Raw genomic sequence first — 14,175 nt, 5'->3', positions numbered from 1 at the left:
CATGCGCCGTCCCCGCGGCTTTACCTTGCTTGAAGTGCTGGTGGCTATATCGGTGTTCGCGATGCTGAGCCTCTCAGCCTATCAGGTGTTGAACGGGGTTCAGCGAAGCGATGCCCAATCGCGGGAGCACAATGCGCGGTTGCAGGAGATCCAACGTGCGTTGGTAACGATGGACAATGATTTCCGCCAGGTGGTTGCCCGTAAAGTGCGCGATCAGGGGGAGACCGCCAAGGATGAGATTTTTCGGGTTGGGGAGTACCTGCTTGATTCCTCCAGCGAGGGGATCATGTTTACCCGTACGGGGTGGCACAATCCCCAGCAGTTGTTTCCGCGTGGTGAAGTACTGAAAGTCGGCTACCGGGTAGTGGACGATACGCTGGAGCGAGTCTGGTTTCGTTACCCCGATACCGTGGTTGGCAGTGAGCCTTTGGTGCGTCCAGTGCTCAGCGGCGTTGAGAAACTGGAGTTTCGGCTGTACAGCAACAAGAAGTGGCAGGAAGGCTGGGACAAGAAAGCCGCCTTGCCGGAAGGGGTCAGCGTCCGTTTGACGCTCAAGGATTTCGGCGAAATAGAGCGGGTTTACCTGCTGCCGGAGTCAGCGCTTGAGGCGAGCAGTTCGGAATGATGAAGATAAGTACTTACAGAGCCCAGAAAGGGGTTGCCCTGATTGTCGTCTTGTTGCTGATGGCGCTGATGACCATGATCGCGGTGCAGATGAGCGAGCGGCTGCATTTTAATTTCTATCGGGTCGAGAGCCAGATCCGTTATCAGCAGGCGTATTGGTATGCGCAGGGCATGGAGGAGCTTGCCGAGGTGGCCATCGAGCAGGGTATCGCCGATAGCAATACGGTGAACCTCAGTCAGGCTTGGGCAACCAAGGGGCAGCGCTACCCGCTCGATGGCGGCGAGGCCATTGGTGATATTACCGATAGGCAGGCATGTTTTAACCTCAATGCCTTGTCGGGGGTGGCACCGCTGACAAACAGCGGGGCGAAACCCTATTTGGTGAAGGCCCTGCAGGCACTCGTCGAAGAGGCGGGAATAGAAAGCTATGAGGCCGAAGTGGTGGCTGACTCCGTGTGGGAATACGTCGACCCCGCAGAAGCCGTCCATGCGCCCTATGGTGCGGGGGACAGTACCTACGAAGGGTTTCGTCCGCCATACCTGCCGCCGCGTGGTTTGATGGCGGATGTCAGCGAGCTGCGTGCAGTCAACGGTGTATCGGCCCAGATTTATGACAAGGTTCTGCCGCTGGTATGCGCCATTCCCGTTGCGGAGCTGAAGGTGAACGTCAATACCCTCGGTGAACGGCAGGCTGCTTTGCTGGCGGCATTGTTCTCGCCGTCGCTGTCGCTGTCTGACGCCCAGAAGTTGATCGCCGACCGGCCGTATGATGGCTGGGATAGTGTGAATGATTTTCTTGCTGAGCCGCAGTTGGCCGGGATGGATGCGGATACCAAGAAAACGGTTACGCCGTTTCTGGACGTGAGCAGCAACTTTTTTCAATTGGATACCGAAATTTTGGTGGATCGCGCCAGAATGAGGTTGGTGGCACTGCTCAAGCGTGACAGTAAAGACAAGGTGACGGTAGTACGTCGCCGCTATGGAGGAATCAGTGAGCGAATTTCTGACGATAAGGCTGAGTAGCCGTGCCGATGCGCCGGTGCAATGGCTTGTCTGGTCGCCACAGCAGCATGAAGTGATTGCCTCGGGGCAGTTGCCGGATCTGTCGCAGTTGGCCGATATTGCCGACTACGCTATGACCCGTCCGGTTTACGCGCTGGTACCGGGGTGTGATGTATTGTTGGCAGAGGTAGCTGTACCGGCCGGGAGCAGTCGGCAGTTAGCCAATGTGCTGCCGTTTTTGCTCGAAGAAGAACTTGCCCAGGATGTGGATATGCTCCATGTCCATTTGCTCAGCAAGGGGCAGGATACGGCGCAGGTTGCAGTGGTTGAGCACAACAAGGTTGCAGGCTGGCTGAAAGCGCTGGCCGATGCCAATATCGAGATCAAGGCACTGGTGCCAGATTGCCTATGCCTGCCGCTTTTTGATAATGGCCTGAGCGCCGCCGAATTGGAAGGTCACTGGTTGATCCGCCAATCGGAGATGGTGGGCACCACCGCCGAACAGGAATGGCTGGCGGCTTGGCTTGAGGCGCTGCAATCGACCCAGCCTCTTGCCATCGACAATGACGCTGATGCCGACGAGGATGAAGACAGCGACAAAGAGCGTGAAGAGGGCGTGTCGGGTGAGCTGGTGGTGCATTGTTACACCGCCGCTCCGGAAGGTATGCCTGGCCGCTGGGTGGCAGAAAGTCCAGAGTTGGTCATGCAGTTGCTCGCTCAGGGGGTCGAGGGCCACAAGGCTAACTTGCTGTCGGGCTGCTACAAACGCCAGCCGGCATGGCGTAAGTACCTCAAGCCATGGCGTAAGGTGGCTGTGGCTGCCTCGGTTTTGTTGGCTGTGGTGGTTGGCGAGCATGCAATGTCCGTGAGTTCGATGGAAGCGCAGGCGCAGGCTTACCGGGCTGAAAGCGAGCGGATTTTCCGTCAGGTCTTGCCGCAGTTTAAGCGTATCCCGTCCCAGAGCTACCTCAAACGACAGATGAACAGCGAGGCTTCGCGGTTGGGTGGGGCAGGCGAGGGGCAGGCAGATCTGTTGTCCTGGCTGTCTCAGATCCAGCCTGCGCTAGGCAAGGTGCCGCAGATTTCTGTGCTGAACCTGAAGTATGACGAGAATCGAGGTGAGATGCGGTTCCAGGCCATAGGCGGTGACTTCCAGCATTTCAACCAGCTTAGTGCCTTGCTTGAAAAAGAGTTTAAGGTTGAACTGGGGCAGTTGAGCCGGGAAGGCAGTTCGGTAACAGGGGCGGTAGTCCTGAGGAGAAAATCATGAAGTCATGGTGGCTCAAGCTGAGCTCGCGCGAGCAGCGCCTTGTACTTGGTGGCGGTACGGCTTTGTTGATTGCGGTGCTGTACTGGGGGGTATGGCAGCCATTGTCGACCTCGGCGAGCAATGCGCAGAATCGGATGAATGCCGAGCGGCAGTTGTTAAGCTGGGTGAGCAGTAAGGCAAGTGAAATTGTGGCATTGCGCGGCAGTAGCGGCGCATCCGGTACGGTCAGCAACAAGGGGCTCAACCAGGTTATCAACGAGACTACCGGTCAGTTCAAGATTGAGCTGATCCGGATGCAGCCGCGTAGTGAAGCCGTGCAAGTGTGGATCAAGCCGGTATCGTTTAACACCTTGGTCAATTGGTTGGCATTTTTGCGCGACAAGTATGGTATTGACGCTCAGTTTCTGGATGTGTCGAAAACCGATCAGAGCGGGGTTGTAGAGGTTAACCGTTTGCAGTTAGGACGAGGGTAACAGTGAAGTATAAAGTATTGCTCGGCACCTCGTTTGGTGTGGCCTTGTTGGGCAGCCTTGCCGCACATATGCCCGCGAGCTGGGCATGGCAGCAGGTGCCGGATATCCGTGGATTGGATGTGACCGGGGTTGATGGCACGCTATGGCGTGGCAGTGCCAGTCAGTTGACTTGGCAGGGTAAGAATTTCGGCCGCTTGCAATGGCAGGTGAAGCTGGGGAGCTTGTTCACGGGCAAGCTTGCGCTGGATGTTCGTTTCGGTCAGGGCAGTAGCATGGGCATGACCGGGCGAGGCGTTGTTGGTTATGGTTTCGCTGGTCCGTTTGCTCAAAATCTGCTGGTTTCAGCTCCGGCGCAAGAAGCGATGAAGTTCGCGCCGCCGGGGATCCCTGTGAAACTAGCCGGTAACTTGGAGTTGACCCTGCGTGATTACCGCTATGCGGCCCCGTACTGCGAGTCACTGGACGGGTCGTTGGTATGGAGCGGGGCAAACATCAGTTCTCCGCTGGGCGGTTTGGCTCCGGGCCCGGTGATTGCGGGATTGGGGTGCGAGAATGGGAAGCTGAATGCCAAGGTTACCCAGTCTTCGGATGATGTTTCGAGCGATTTCGATCTCGCGCTGGCACCGGACAAGGGTTATACCTTCAAGGGGTGGTTTAAGCCCCAGGCCAACTTCCCCCCCCAGCTTGGTAAGCAGCTTGGCTGGGTAACCCAGAGTTTTAGTTGGGTGAACGGGCCCGATCCCAAGGGGCAGTACAAGGTGGCAGGCAGTGGCCGGCTTTAGTTAAGGGACTGTACCTGACTGATTTAGTCGGGTTAACGTTTTGCCGATAAAGTACTTTATTTCCCGCCCTGATTGCCATTAAATAGGACACTGGCTGCCCGTTGCAGCCAGTGGATACAGACAGGATATGGCATGGCATCAGACAAACACAAACCAGAAATTCTGGCGGCCGAAGTGGTTGCCGAGTCTCGGTTATTCAAAATCGAATCGCTGGATCTGCGTTTTTCCAATGGCGTTGAACGTACCTATGAGCGGATGAAACCGTCAGGCCGTCACGCGGTGCTGGTGGTGCCTGTCACCGCACAGGGTGATTTGCTTTTGGTTCGCGAGTATGCCGCAGGCACCGATCGCTATGAGCTTGGTTTCCCAAAAGGGTTGATTGATCCTGGTGAAAGCGCTAGCGAGGCAGCTAACCGCGAATTGAAAGAAGAGATCGGATTTGGTGCTCGTGAGCTACGCCCCCTCAAAGAAGTTGTTTTGGCCCCGTCGTATTTTTCTAGCAAGATGACGTTGTTTCTCGCCCGGGATCTGTATCCGGAGTCACTGGCCGGTGATGAGCCCGAGCCTTTGGAAATAGTCCGCTGGCCATTGAGCCAGGCTGAGGAGCTGGTGACGCATTTGGATTTTGCCGAAGCGCGAAGTATCACGGCGTTGTTCTTGGCGTTACGGGTGTTGCACAGCGAGGAATAATGATGGATTTGTCAAATCTGTTACCCCAGGTTATCGATATTGCTCGGGAGGCTGGCCAGATCATTGTTGATATTTATCAGCGTGGCCAGTTCGAGAAACATGTGAAAACCGACAATACACCAGTGACCAGTGCTGATTTGGCGGCACATGATCTGGTTGTCGCAAGGCTGTCGGCACTGACTCCGGATATCCCTGTTTTGTCTGAGGAGGCGGCGGATATTCCCCTTTCAGAACGCGGGCAATGGCAGCGTTATTGGTTGGTGGATCCCCTAGACGGTACCCAGGAGTTCATTGCTGGCAGTGGCGATTTTGCAACGATTATTGCGCTGGTGGATAATCACCGCCCGATCATGGGGGTGGTTTACGCTCCGGTCTCTGACGTGACCTATTACGCGTATCGTGGGCAGGGGGCATGGAAGGTCACGGCCGAAGGTGAGTGCGTTTCGATTTCGACCCACAAGCATGAATTGCCAGCCCAGAGCATCGCCGTGGCGATTAGTCGCAGGCAGGATATATCGGCCATTACCAGCCGTCTTGATCCTGCCTTGAATTACGACTTGGTGCCTTTGGGATCGGCGGCCCTTAAATCGTGCCTGGTTGCGGAAGGGGCGGTGGACTGCTACCTCCGGCTTGGGCCGACAGGGGAGTGGGATACGGCAGCAACCCAGTGCATTGTTGAGGAGGCGGGCGGCCGAATCCTCAATACCCATTTGACGCCGTTGTCCTATAACGAGCGAAAGACCTTGGAAAACCCCAATTTCATAACGTTGGGTGATGAGAGCTTGCCTTGGGGAACAATCTTGACCCCGGATGATCGATTGATGATTGTCGATAATTAACGTTGAAACGGAGCCGAGAGGCTCCGTTTTTGTGTTGATGGGTTTCAGCTTGAATGGCTAGAAGAGACGGTTGAGGCCGTTGAGTGCGGCAACCCTGAAGGCTTCTGCCATCGTCGGGTAGTTGAATGTGGTATTGACGAAGTAGTCGATCGTGTTTCCTTCCCCTTTTTGCTCCATGATAGCCTGCCCGATATGGATGATTTCTGCCGCCCGCTCACCAAAGCAGTGGATGCCGAGGATCTCCTTGGTATCGCGATGGAACAGAATTTTGAGGCTGCCGACATCAGTACCAGCAATTTGGGCGCGTGCTAAATGTTTGAATTGAGAACGGCCTATTTCATAGGGGATTTTATCCCGGGTCAGTTCTTGTTCGGTTTTGCCGACCGAGCTGATCTCAGGGATGGTATAGATGCCAGTCGGGATATGGTCGATCAACTGCCCTTTGGCCGAACCGTAGGCAATGGCCTGAGCGACAAAGCGGCCTTGGTCGTAGGCCGCGCTGGCGAGGCTGGGGTAGCCGATGACATCGCCGACGGCATAGATATGCTCGACGTCCGTGCGGTAGTTTTGGTTCACTGACAACTGGCCGCGCGAATCCGGTGTCAGGCCGACGTTGTCCAGATGGAGGAGGTCGGTGTTGCCGGTGCGGCCATTGGCATACAGCAAGCAATCGGCACGCATCTTCTTGCCCGAGCAAAGGTGCAGAATTACCCCATCATCGGTTCCTTCGATTTTCTCATAGGTCTCCCCATTGCGGATCATGACGCCGCTGTTCCAGAAATGGTAGGAGAGAGAGTCTGAGATTTCATTATCGAGGAATTCAAGTAAGCGATCCCGTGTGTTGATGAGATCGACTTTGACCCCGAGCCCCTTGAATATCGAGGCGTACTCGCTGCCGATCACCCCTGCGCCATAGATGATGATATGGCGGGGATCGTGTTTTAGCCGGAGGATAGAGTCGCTGTCGTAGATTCGTGGGTGGGTGAAGTCGACGCTATCGGGGCGATATGGTCGCGATCCGGTGGCAATGACGAATTTGTCGGCGCTGTAATGCTCCAAGGTTCCGTCCGTTTTTTTGACCGCGATGCGATGGCTGTCGGTAAAGCTGGCTTCGCCGAACAAAAGGGTGCATTGGTTGCGATCATAAAATCCTTGCCGCATCCGAGTTTGCTTATTAACAACGTCTTGGGCATGCCCGAGGATTTGGCTGAAGGTGCTGTGTAAGGTGGTGTTGTTTTTGCAGTACAGCGGGTTCTGATTGTATTCGATGATCCGGCTGACAGCATGGCGCAGGGCTTTTGAGGGAATGGTCCCCCAGTGGGTGCATCCGCCCCCGACACTGCTTTCGCGTTCGATAATCGCTACGTTGAGCCCGGCCTTTGCCAGTCCCATTGCGGCACCTTCGCCCCCAGGGCCGCTGCCTATTACGATGGCGTCAAAGTGCATGGAGGGGATCGCTGTTGTTTTGGTCACGCCATATCCTTATCATTATTGCAACATTGTTGTTTGTTTATTTTAACTTTATCTGAAAGCAGGTAGAATCAACGAGCGTCGATAGATTGGAGGCGATCACATTGTGGTTGGCACGAAAAGCCAAAATTTGGACTTGGGCTCGGGTTTTTGCCGATCTGTTTCCTATAGAGAGTGTGAGCCAGTAGAAAAACTGGTTATTCCCACTTTGATTAAGCATTGGTCTGGAATTAGTATGTTTTGATGGCTGTGAAAAAGCGCGTATAGTGGCTACACACTTGAGGCTAGGCAAAACTAAAGAGAAACAACAGATCCATGGGTATTAGGGCTCAGCAGAAAGAAAAAACTCGCCGCTCATTGATTGATGCTGCATTTAACCAATTAAGTGCTGAACGCAGCTTTTCAAACCTTAGTTTGCGGGAAGTGGCCCGAGAAGCAGGCATTGCGCCGACCTCGTTTTATCGTCACTTCAAGGATATGGATGAACTGGGCTTGACCATGGTCGACGAAGGAGGCTTGATCCTGCGTCAATTGATGCGCCAAGCTCGTCAGCGTATTGCCAAAGAGGGCAGTGTCATCCGCACCTCGGTAGAGACCTTCATGGAATTTATCGAGAGCAGCCCTAACGTATTCCGGCTACTGTTGCGTGAGCGCTCGGGAACCTCCCCAGCCTTCCGTGCGGCAGTCGCTCGGGAGATCCAGCATTTCGTCGCGGAGCTGACCGAATACTTGGTAGCCAAAACGGGTGTTACCCATGATGAGGCTTATACTCAGGCAGAAGCGTCGGTGACATTGGTATTTAGTTCAGGGGCCGAGGCGTTGGATCTCGATAATCATGCTCGTGGAGAGCATGCCGAAAGATTGATCATGCAATTGCGAATGATTGCAAAGGGTGCCTATTGGTATCGTAAAGAGCGTGAGCGTCGAGAGCTCAGGCAGAAACTCTAACTTTTTGATGTTGGTGAAAGGATATGAACAAGGAACAAATCAAAGCTGAACGCAAAACATTGGTGTTGTCGCTACTGGCCGGTTTGTGTGGTAACGCGACATTGGCGGTACTCACCTCGGGAGCCGTACCGTTTTCAATTTTTCCGGTGATTGCTTTCGCTCTGGCTGTGTATTGTCTGTACCAGGAGTACTTGAGTAAGCCTATGGCCGAAGGTACGCCGGCGATTGCATTTGCTTGCTTCTTGGTGGGGGCATTTGGTTATTCGGCCTTCTTGCGTGCACAAATGCCGGACATGGGTTCTAACTTCTTGCCACTGATGATCACATTGGGTCTGCTATTTTGGGTTGCCCACAAAACGGGTATTATGGCTCCGAAATCAGACAGCGAGGCAAATGCATAACTTTGGTTATGTCGATTGGAAAAAGGCGCCGGAGATGCGCCTTTTTTGTATGTGCTTTCTTTGTTATTCGCTGTTATTTGCGTTCTAGCAGGACACCGGCTTCCATATGGTGGGTGTACGGGAACTGATCAAATAGCGCAAAACGGGTAATGCGGTGGGTTTCGCTCAGAATATCCAAATTGGATTTCAGAGTTTCAGGGTTGCATGAAATATACATGATCCGGTCATAGCCCTGAACCATACGACAAGTACCGTCATCCATGCCTGAACGTGGTGGATCAACAAAGATCGTATTGCAGTTATAGCTCTGGAGATCGACTCCTTGGTCTTTGAGGCGGCGGAACTCGCGGCGGCCTTCCATTGCATCGGTGAAGTCTTCGGCAGACATACGGATAATTTGGACGTTATCGATGTTGTTTACCGCAATGTTGTACTGGGCTGAGTCAACGGACGGCTTGGCAAGCTCGGTAGCCAGAACGCGCTCGAAGTTTTTGGCCAGTGCCAGTGAGAAATTGCCGTTGCCACAGTAAAGTTCCAGCAAATCACCTTGGCTGTCTTGGGTGCAGTCTACGGCCCATTCCAGCATTTTCTGTGCGACTTCACCATTTGGCTGGGTAAAGCTGTTCTCTACCTGCTTATAGGTTAGGGTACGATCATTGACCTGTAGTTTTTCAATGACGAATTCTTGGTCCAGAACAATTTTCTGCTTACGGGCACGGCCGATGAAATTCAGCTTGAAGCCTTCATCGTTGAGGCGTTGTTTCAGTGCTTTTGCTTCTGCAACCCACTCTTCGTCAAGCTGGCGGTGGTAGAGCATGGAAACAAGGATCTCGCCACTTAGGGTAGACAGGAAATCAACCTGAAACAGTTTGTGTCGCAGTGCTTTGATCGGCTTAAGCGCATCGACAAGCAGCGGCATCAGATCATTGATCAGGCGGCTGGCTGCAGGAAATTGATCGACGCGGTATTTTTCGCGGGTTTCCTGGTTGAACATGATGTAGTAAAGGTCGTCGCCTTCGTGCCAGATGCGAAACTCTGCACGCATGCGGTAATGCTCGGCAGGAGAGGCGAACACCTCAAGTTCAGGGGTTTCAAAATCTGCAAAGATATTTTGAATACGCGCTGCTTTTTCATCGAGCTGTGCTTGGTACTCAGCTGGATTAATTGCGGTGGTTGCCATATTGATGCCTCAAAACTGCTCAAAATAAGAGCGCAGATTTTATTGCATTGTTGACCGATGTCCAGTGCTGTACCAGAGAAAATCGTGAAAGCTCCGCTATTTTGCAGCCAATCCAATAACAAGCTAGACATTAACGAGTAGGATATTTAGCATTCATTTGCGCTGGTTAGCCTAGTTTCTAGGTAGGGAACACGGTGAGAATCCGTGACTGACGCGCAGCGGTGAAAGAGAACGAAAGCACATGGACGTAAGTTCCGAACACTGCTTCAATGGAAAGGTGCAATGCCTTTTTGCCGAAGTGGGAAGTTGTTGCCTAGGTGGTTGTCCAACCATGCTCTTAAGTCCGAAGACCGACCAGTGTGCCGAGTAATACGTTACTCAGTTTTCAACGCGACTTAAGGTAATCCATACAATGAAAAAAACGCTTCTAGCAGTGGCGTTGGCACCTTTGTGCCTGCCGTCTTTTGTTGTTGCCGCTGAAACCTCGACTGATGAGGTTGTGGTGGTAACCGCCAACCGTTTTGAACAGCCAATCAAAGAAGTAATTGCGCCTGTTTCTGTTGTCACCAAAGAAGAGATCGATGCGACTCAGGCCAAGTCTCTGGCTGAGGTGTTGCGCCGTTTGCCGGGGATCCAAATTGTGTCCGGTGGTTATGGCCAAAACACCGAGGTGTATGTACGGGGTACATCGTCTAAGCATTTGCTTGTGATGATTAATGGAGTCCGTATCGGCAGTGCGACTCTCGGTAGTGCTGATTTTAGTCAAATACCGTTGACCGGCATTGAACGCATTGAGTTTATTCGTGGCTCACGAGCTGCCCTTTATGGTTCTGATGCAGTGGGCGGCGTCCTTAATATTATTACGGCTTACCAACCGGGCGAGAGTATTGCGCAAGTCACTGCGGGTGTTGGCAGTGATGGTTATTATCAGCTTGGTGGATCGGCAGCAGGCCAGCTTGGCCAGAAAGGCTGGGGCAAAATAGCGGTGAAGGCTGAGCAGGCTGATGGATTTTCTGCTCGTAAACCACCATTTGAGCAAGATGATGACGGTTTTGAAAGCCGGAATGTTGTGGCTGAAGTCGGTACCGCTGTCGGTGACAATTGGACATTGAGCTTGCAGGGGTATTACCACGATGGCGAGGCCGACTATGATGACGGTTATGGTGCCGTAGGTGCTTATACTGATAGTAGCCTCTACAATATTGCGGCAAAAGCCGGTTATACGAAAGATAACTTCGTCAGCGAAGTGACGCTGGCACACAATCAGGACAAAGCCCAGAATAATAGCCAAGGGGTGACGGGCAGTGAAATCAAGACCGAACGTTTCTTGGCTAACTGGCAGAACCATTACCAAGTAAACCCAGCGTTTGGTTTGGGTGGGGGTTTGGAGTTCTATCGCGACTCGGTCTCTAACAGTACAACTGTCTATGAGGAAGATCAGCGTGATAATGCTGCGGCTTATCTCAATACCATTTACCGGGCAGGTAATGCTCAGCTAGAAGGTAGCGTTCGGACTGATGATAACGATAGCTATGGCACGAATACGACCTGGTTAGTTGCCGGTGCGTATACGTTTCTTGAGGACTATCAGGTTTCAGCCAGTGTGGGGACGGGGTTCAAGGCCCCAACCTTCAATGATTTCTACTGGCCGGGTTCGGGCAATCCTAATTTGAAGCCTGAAGAATCCACAAACTATGAACTGGCTTTGTCGGGAACACATGCATGGCTTGATTGGCGAGTGACGGGCTTCCGTAATGATATTGACCAGCTGATTGCGTGGGCTCCGAGCGATAGTAGCGATCCGGCTAGCGACTGGTTGCCAATGAATGTTGAGGAAGCACGACTGCAAGGTGTTGAGCTAACTACGAGTTTCAATACGGGGCCGGTATACCATGACGTGAGCTACGACTATTTAGATGCCAAAGATCTTAAGACTGGAAAACAGTTGATTCGTCGCTCTCAGCATAGTGCGAAATGGAATATGATGTATTTGCTGGATCAGTGGCAGTTTGATGCCAGTGCGATTTACAAAGGCACGAGCTATGATGATGCGATGAACACCAAGGTATTGGATGCTCATACGTTATTTGATCTGGCTGCAAGCTATTACTGGACGGACAACCTCACTGTTCGCGGCCGTGTGGCTAATGTCTTTGACGAAGAGTATGTAGTCAGGGATTCTTACAATGTTCAGGGGCGTAGCTATTTTGCTACTGTGACTTATCAGTTTTAACGAACATTTTTAAAGCCACCCTAGGGTGGCTTTTTTGAATGTAGCTTGAGAGAAAGCGATGCCACCAATTAAAACGATTGTGAGTTGGTCTTCTGGTAAAGATTCAACATTAACCCTTATGCGACTGCAGGCTAACCCTCGATATGAGGTTATCGGGCTGTACACGTCTTATGTGGCAGATGAAGTACCTTTTCAAGGTACTCCTATTGAGGTTGTGCGAGAGCAGGCAAGATTTGCTGGGTTGCCGTTGGTGGAAATAGTCTTGCCTGAGGTATTTCCTCCTAATGAGATCTATCAGACTTTGATTGTCGAGGGCTTGCAACAAAGTGGTCTTGAAATCGATGCTGTCGCTTTTGGCGATATGTTCTGTAATGGTATTGCGGATTACCGCCGTAGTTATATAGAGCCGGCAGGGTGGCAGTGCGTGTTCCCACTATTGGGAGAACCAAGTAAAGCGTTGGCTCAAGAGATTGTCGCTTCTGGGATCCGTACTCTTATCACCACTATTGATACGTCCCAGCTGGATGGGCGCTATTGTGGTCGTTGGTACGATGAGGCATTCATCGAGGATCTGCCTGTTAAGGTCGATCCTTGCGGAGAAGATGGTGAGTTTCATACATTGGTTGTGGAAGCTCCTTGTTTTTCAGAACGGTTGTCTCTGGCTGTGGGGGAAATCGAGCGTCAGGCTCGTTTTCACTACCAGCGTTATCGTCTACAGAAGGATTTGGCCTAAGTTTTTACCATTGCGGCATTTCGCAGTATGATTTGCCATCTTCGAATAAGTGAATGGGCAAACAGTGAAACGGGTAGTAATTTTTGATTCGGGTGTTGGTGGATTGTCGGTATATCAGGAAATCCGCGCTCAAATGCCAGGTCTTCAATATATTTATACGTTTGACAATGCCGCATTTCCCTATGGTGAATTGCCGGAGTCTGAGCTGATTGAACGGACACTTCATATCGTGTCGGAATTGGTAGCGGGTTACCAAGCTGATTTGGTAGTGGTTGCCTGCAATACGGCCAGTACTGTTGTATTGCCGGCTCTACGATCCGTGTTGGCTATTCCAGTTGTTGGCGTCGTACCGGCGATAAAACCCGCAGCGCAACTAAGTCAGCAGAAAGTACTGGGACTACTTGCCACGCCAGCAACGGTTAGACGCCAGTACACGGATACCTTGATTGCAGATTTCGCCAGTGACTGTGAGGTACTTCGATTGGGTTCGACACGCTTGGTTGAAATGGCAGAGCAAAAGTTGCGAAGAGAGCCTATTGATATGGATGAACTACGTAGGATTTTGCAGCCATGGCAGGGACGGGTAGATACGATAATATTGGGATGTACGCATTTCCCTTTAATCAAGACAGAGATCACGCAGGCTTTCGAACAATCAGTACAGATTGTTGACTCGGGTAAGGCCATTGCGAATAGAGTGAGAACCTTATTGGGGGCGTCTGAAAATGTCGGTTCTGGAAATAACCATGCTTATTTCAGTGCTGCCGACATACCGGCAACACTGAAGCAGAGTTTGCGTACGTTGGGTTTTACACAGAGCCGTTCTCTGAATTTTCCTCGTCGCCGCTCTTAGGTTCGTTGGCTTCACGGACTTTCAGTGTGCGTTGTCCGTATTCTTTATTGTTTAGTTGCTCAATGGCCATTTCGGCATCATTGCTGTTCATCACAACAAAACCAAACCCTCGTCGTTTGCCGGTTCGCTTGTCTTTCATCAAGCGAACAGCAAAGACCTCACCATATTGTGCAAACAGTTGTTTGACTTCGCTTTCATTAGCACGGTAAGGAAGGTTGCCAACGTACAAAGTACGGCTGGCTGTTTTTCCTGACTCTTCTTGGTCAGTATCACCCAATGGGAGCCCAGGGATAAGAGGAAGTATAAGAGCGGTACAAAATGCCCCGAGTGCGAAAGCAATGCCAGATGAGAAAGGGAGGAAGCTAAAGATGATGCCTCCAACAATGGCAATAACTAGCACCGGAAATAAGGTTTGTTTGGATAATTTCATAATCAACTACATCATCATAGGATAGAGAAGGCGTTACTGGTCATTTTAACAACAGAGTCACATTGATATTACTTTCATCGACTTGGAAATGCCAGAAAGTGAATGTGACGGTGCTCTAATGTTGAATTTGAAACCGTTTTCCTCACATTAGCTGAAATAACCAGCAGGCGGAATTTTTTTTGGAAAAAAGCCTTGTCAGTGTGCGCGAAGTCTCTATAATGCCGCCTCACTGACACGGAATACGGCA

15 protein-coding genes and 1 riboswitch are annotated in these 14,175 nt (G+C 51.8%); of the genes, 12 read left to right on the top strand and 3 right to left on the bottom strand.

Going from position 1 to position 14,175, the window contains the following annotated elements; genetic code table 11:
* The first annotated feature begins 1 nt into the window (after position 1).
* From gspJ to cysQ, 7 genes are all read left to right on the top strand, one after another.
* Positions 2-625, top strand: a complete 624-nt coding sequence (gene gspJ, locus ABT56_RS04085; protein WP_240478247.1) for a type II secretion system minor pseudopilin GspJ — start codon at positions 2-4, stop codon at positions 623-625.
* On the top strand, positions 622-1,647 hold the full coding sequence (gspK, locus tag ABT56_RS04080; protein ID WP_084722151.1) for a type II secretion system minor pseudopilin GspK: 1,026 nt from the start codon (positions 622-624) through the stop codon (positions 1,645-1,647). Before gspJ ends, gspK begins: the two co-directional genes overlap by 4 nt.
* On the top strand, positions 1,616-2,896 hold the full coding sequence (gene gspL / locus ABT56_RS04075; protein WP_240478246.1) for a type II secretion system protein GspL: 1,281 nt from the start codon (positions 1,616-1,618) through the stop codon (positions 2,894-2,896). Before gspK ends, gspL begins: the two co-directional genes overlap by 32 nt.
* Positions 2,893-3,369, top strand: coding sequence for a type II secretion system protein M (locus tag ABT56_RS04070; RefSeq protein ID WP_047877596.1), 477 nt, complete (start codon positions 2,893-2,895; stop codon positions 3,367-3,369). The genes gspL and ABT56_RS04070 overlap by 4 nt, the downstream gene beginning before the upstream one ends.
* Before the next feature lie 2 nt (positions 3,370-3,371).
* Entirely contained in the window at positions 3,372-4,151 is a 780-nt protein-coding gene (locus ABT56_RS04065) for a type II secretion system protein N (protein ID WP_047877595.1), read from the top strand.
* A 132-nt stretch (positions 4,152-4,283) separates the two neighbouring features.
* Positions 4,284-4,841: an ADP compounds hydrolase NudE gene (nudE, locus tag ABT56_RS04060; protein WP_047877594.1), complete on the top strand. Its 558-nt coding sequence runs from the start codon at positions 4,284-4,286 to the stop codon at positions 4,839-4,841.
* 2 nt (positions 4,842-4,843) lie between these two features.
* Positions 4,844-5,680 (top strand): 3'(2'),5'-bisphosphate nucleotidase CysQ, encoded by an 837-nt coding sequence (cysQ, locus tag ABT56_RS04055; protein ID WP_047877593.1) that lies wholly within the window; start codon positions 4,844-4,846, stop codon positions 5,678-5,680.
* Positions 5,681-5,737: 57 nt separating this feature from the next.
* Here cysQ and sthA read toward each other — a convergent pair whose 3' ends face one another.
* Positions 5,738-7,126 carry a Si-specific NAD(P)(+) transhydrogenase gene (sthA, locus tag ABT56_RS04050; protein ID WP_047877592.1) on the bottom strand — a complete coding sequence of 463 codons (1,389 nt, stop codon included), beginning with the start codon at positions 7,124-7,126 and terminating at the stop codon, positions 5,738-5,740.
* Positions 7,127-7,465: 339 nt separating this feature from the next.
* Between sthA and fabR the strand changes: the two genes are divergently transcribed.
* Together fabR and ABT56_RS04040 are read left to right on the top strand one after the other, a co-directional pair.
* Positions 7,466-8,098: an HTH-type transcriptional repressor FabR gene (gene fabR / locus ABT56_RS04045; RefSeq protein WP_047877591.1), complete on the top strand. Its 633-nt coding sequence runs from the start codon at positions 7,466-7,468 to the stop codon at positions 8,096-8,098.
* A gap of 23 nt (positions 8,099-8,121) precedes the next feature.
* Entirely contained in the window at positions 8,122-8,499 is a 378-nt protein-coding gene (locus ABT56_RS04040) for a YijD family membrane protein (RefSeq protein ID WP_047877590.1), read from the top strand.
* A 73-nt stretch (positions 8,500-8,572) separates the two neighbouring features.
* Here ABT56_RS04040 and trmA read toward each other — a convergent pair whose 3' ends face one another.
* On the bottom strand, positions 8,573-9,679 hold the full coding sequence (gene trmA / locus ABT56_RS04035; RefSeq protein WP_047877589.1) for a tRNA (uridine(54)-C5)-methyltransferase TrmA: 1,107 nt from the start codon (positions 9,677-9,679) through the stop codon (positions 8,573-8,575).
* Between the two features lie 146 nt (positions 9,680-9,825).
* Positions 9,826-10,052: riboswitch (cobalamin riboswitch) on the top strand.
* Between the two features lie 39 nt (positions 10,053-10,091).
* Here trmA and ABT56_RS04030 point away from each other — a divergent pair.
* From ABT56_RS04030 to murI, 3 genes are read left to right on the top strand one after another with little or no spacing between them, the layout of a single operon-like run.
* Complete coding sequence (locus ABT56_RS04030; RefSeq protein ID WP_047877588.1) at positions 10,092-11,912, top strand: TonB-dependent receptor domain-containing protein; 1,821 nt, start codon at positions 10,092-10,094, stop codon at positions 11,910-11,912.
* Positions 11,913-11,970: 58 nt separating this feature from the next.
* On the top strand, positions 11,971-12,645 hold the full coding sequence (locus ABT56_RS04025; protein ID WP_047877587.1) for a Dph6-related ATP pyrophosphatase: 675 nt from the start codon (positions 11,971-11,973) through the stop codon (positions 12,643-12,645).
* Between the two features lie 49 nt (positions 12,646-12,694).
* A complete protein-coding gene (gene murI, locus ABT56_RS04020; RefSeq protein WP_047877586.1) occupies positions 12,695-13,498 on the top strand; it encodes a glutamate racemase in 804 nt (267 codons plus the stop codon).
* Here the strand turns inward: murI and ABT56_RS04015 are convergent.
* Positions 13,455-13,928, bottom strand: coding sequence for an RNA recognition motif domain-containing protein (locus ABT56_RS04015; RefSeq protein WP_047877585.1), 474 nt, complete (start codon positions 13,926-13,928; stop codon positions 13,455-13,457). The two genes, murI and ABT56_RS04015, sit on opposite strands and share 44 nt — an antisense overlap.
* Between the last annotated feature and the right edge of the window lie 247 nt (positions 13,929-14,175).

The sequence above is a fragment of the Photobacterium aquae genome, assembly GCF_001029445.1.
Lineage (GTDB): Bacteria > Pseudomonadota > Gammaproteobacteria > Enterobacterales > Vibrionaceae > Photobacterium > Photobacterium aquae.
The sequence above is the reverse complement of the archived record's forward strand: the minus strand, read 5'-3'. Positions and strand labels throughout refer to the sequence as shown.

What these genes read in the sequence shown, in the direction of transcription:
- gspJ (WP_240478247.1), top strand. Translation starts at nt 2, where the DNA reads ATGCGCCGTCCCCGCGGCTTTACCTTGCTTGAAGTGCTGGTGGCTATA.
- gspK (WP_084722151.1), top strand. Translation starts at nt 622, where the DNA reads ATGATGAAGATAAGTACTTACAGAGCCCAGAAAGGGGTTGCCCTGATT.
- ABT56_RS04070 (WP_047877596.1), top strand. Translation starts at nt 2,893, where the DNA reads ATGAAGTCATGGTGGCTCAAGCTGAGCTCGCGCGAGCAGCGCCTTGTA.
- nudE (WP_047877594.1), top strand. Translation starts at nt 4,284, where the DNA reads ATGGCATCAGACAAACACAAACCAGAAATTCTGGCGGCCGAAGTGGTT.
- cysQ (WP_047877593.1), top strand. Translation starts at nt 4,844, where the DNA reads ATGGATTTGTCAAATCTGTTACCCCAGGTTATCGATATTGCTCGGGAG.
- sthA (WP_047877592.1), bottom strand. Translation starts at nt 7,126, where the DNA reads ATGCACTTTGACGCCATCGTAATAGGCAGCGGCCCTGGGGGCGAAGGT.
- fabR (WP_047877591.1), top strand. Translation starts at nt 7,466, where the DNA reads ATGGGTATTAGGGCTCAGCAGAAAGAAAAAACTCGCCGCTCATTGATT.
- ABT56_RS04040 (WP_047877590.1), top strand. Translation starts at nt 8,122, where the DNA reads ATGAACAAGGAACAAATCAAAGCTGAACGCAAAACATTGGTGTTGTCG.
- trmA (WP_047877589.1), bottom strand. Translation starts at nt 9,679, where the DNA reads ATGGCAACCACCGCAATTAATCCAGCTGAGTACCAAGCACAGCTCGAT.
- ABT56_RS04030 (WP_047877588.1), top strand. Translation starts at nt 10,092, where the DNA reads ATGAAAAAAACGCTTCTAGCAGTGGCGTTGGCACCTTTGTGCCTGCCG.
- ABT56_RS04025 (WP_047877587.1), top strand. Translation starts at nt 11,971, where the DNA reads ATGCCACCAATTAAAACGATTGTGAGTTGGTCTTCTGGTAAAGATTCA.
- ABT56_RS04015 (WP_047877585.1), bottom strand. Translation starts at nt 13,928, where the DNA reads ATGAAATTATCCAAACAAACCTTATTTCCGGTGCTAGTTATTGCCATT.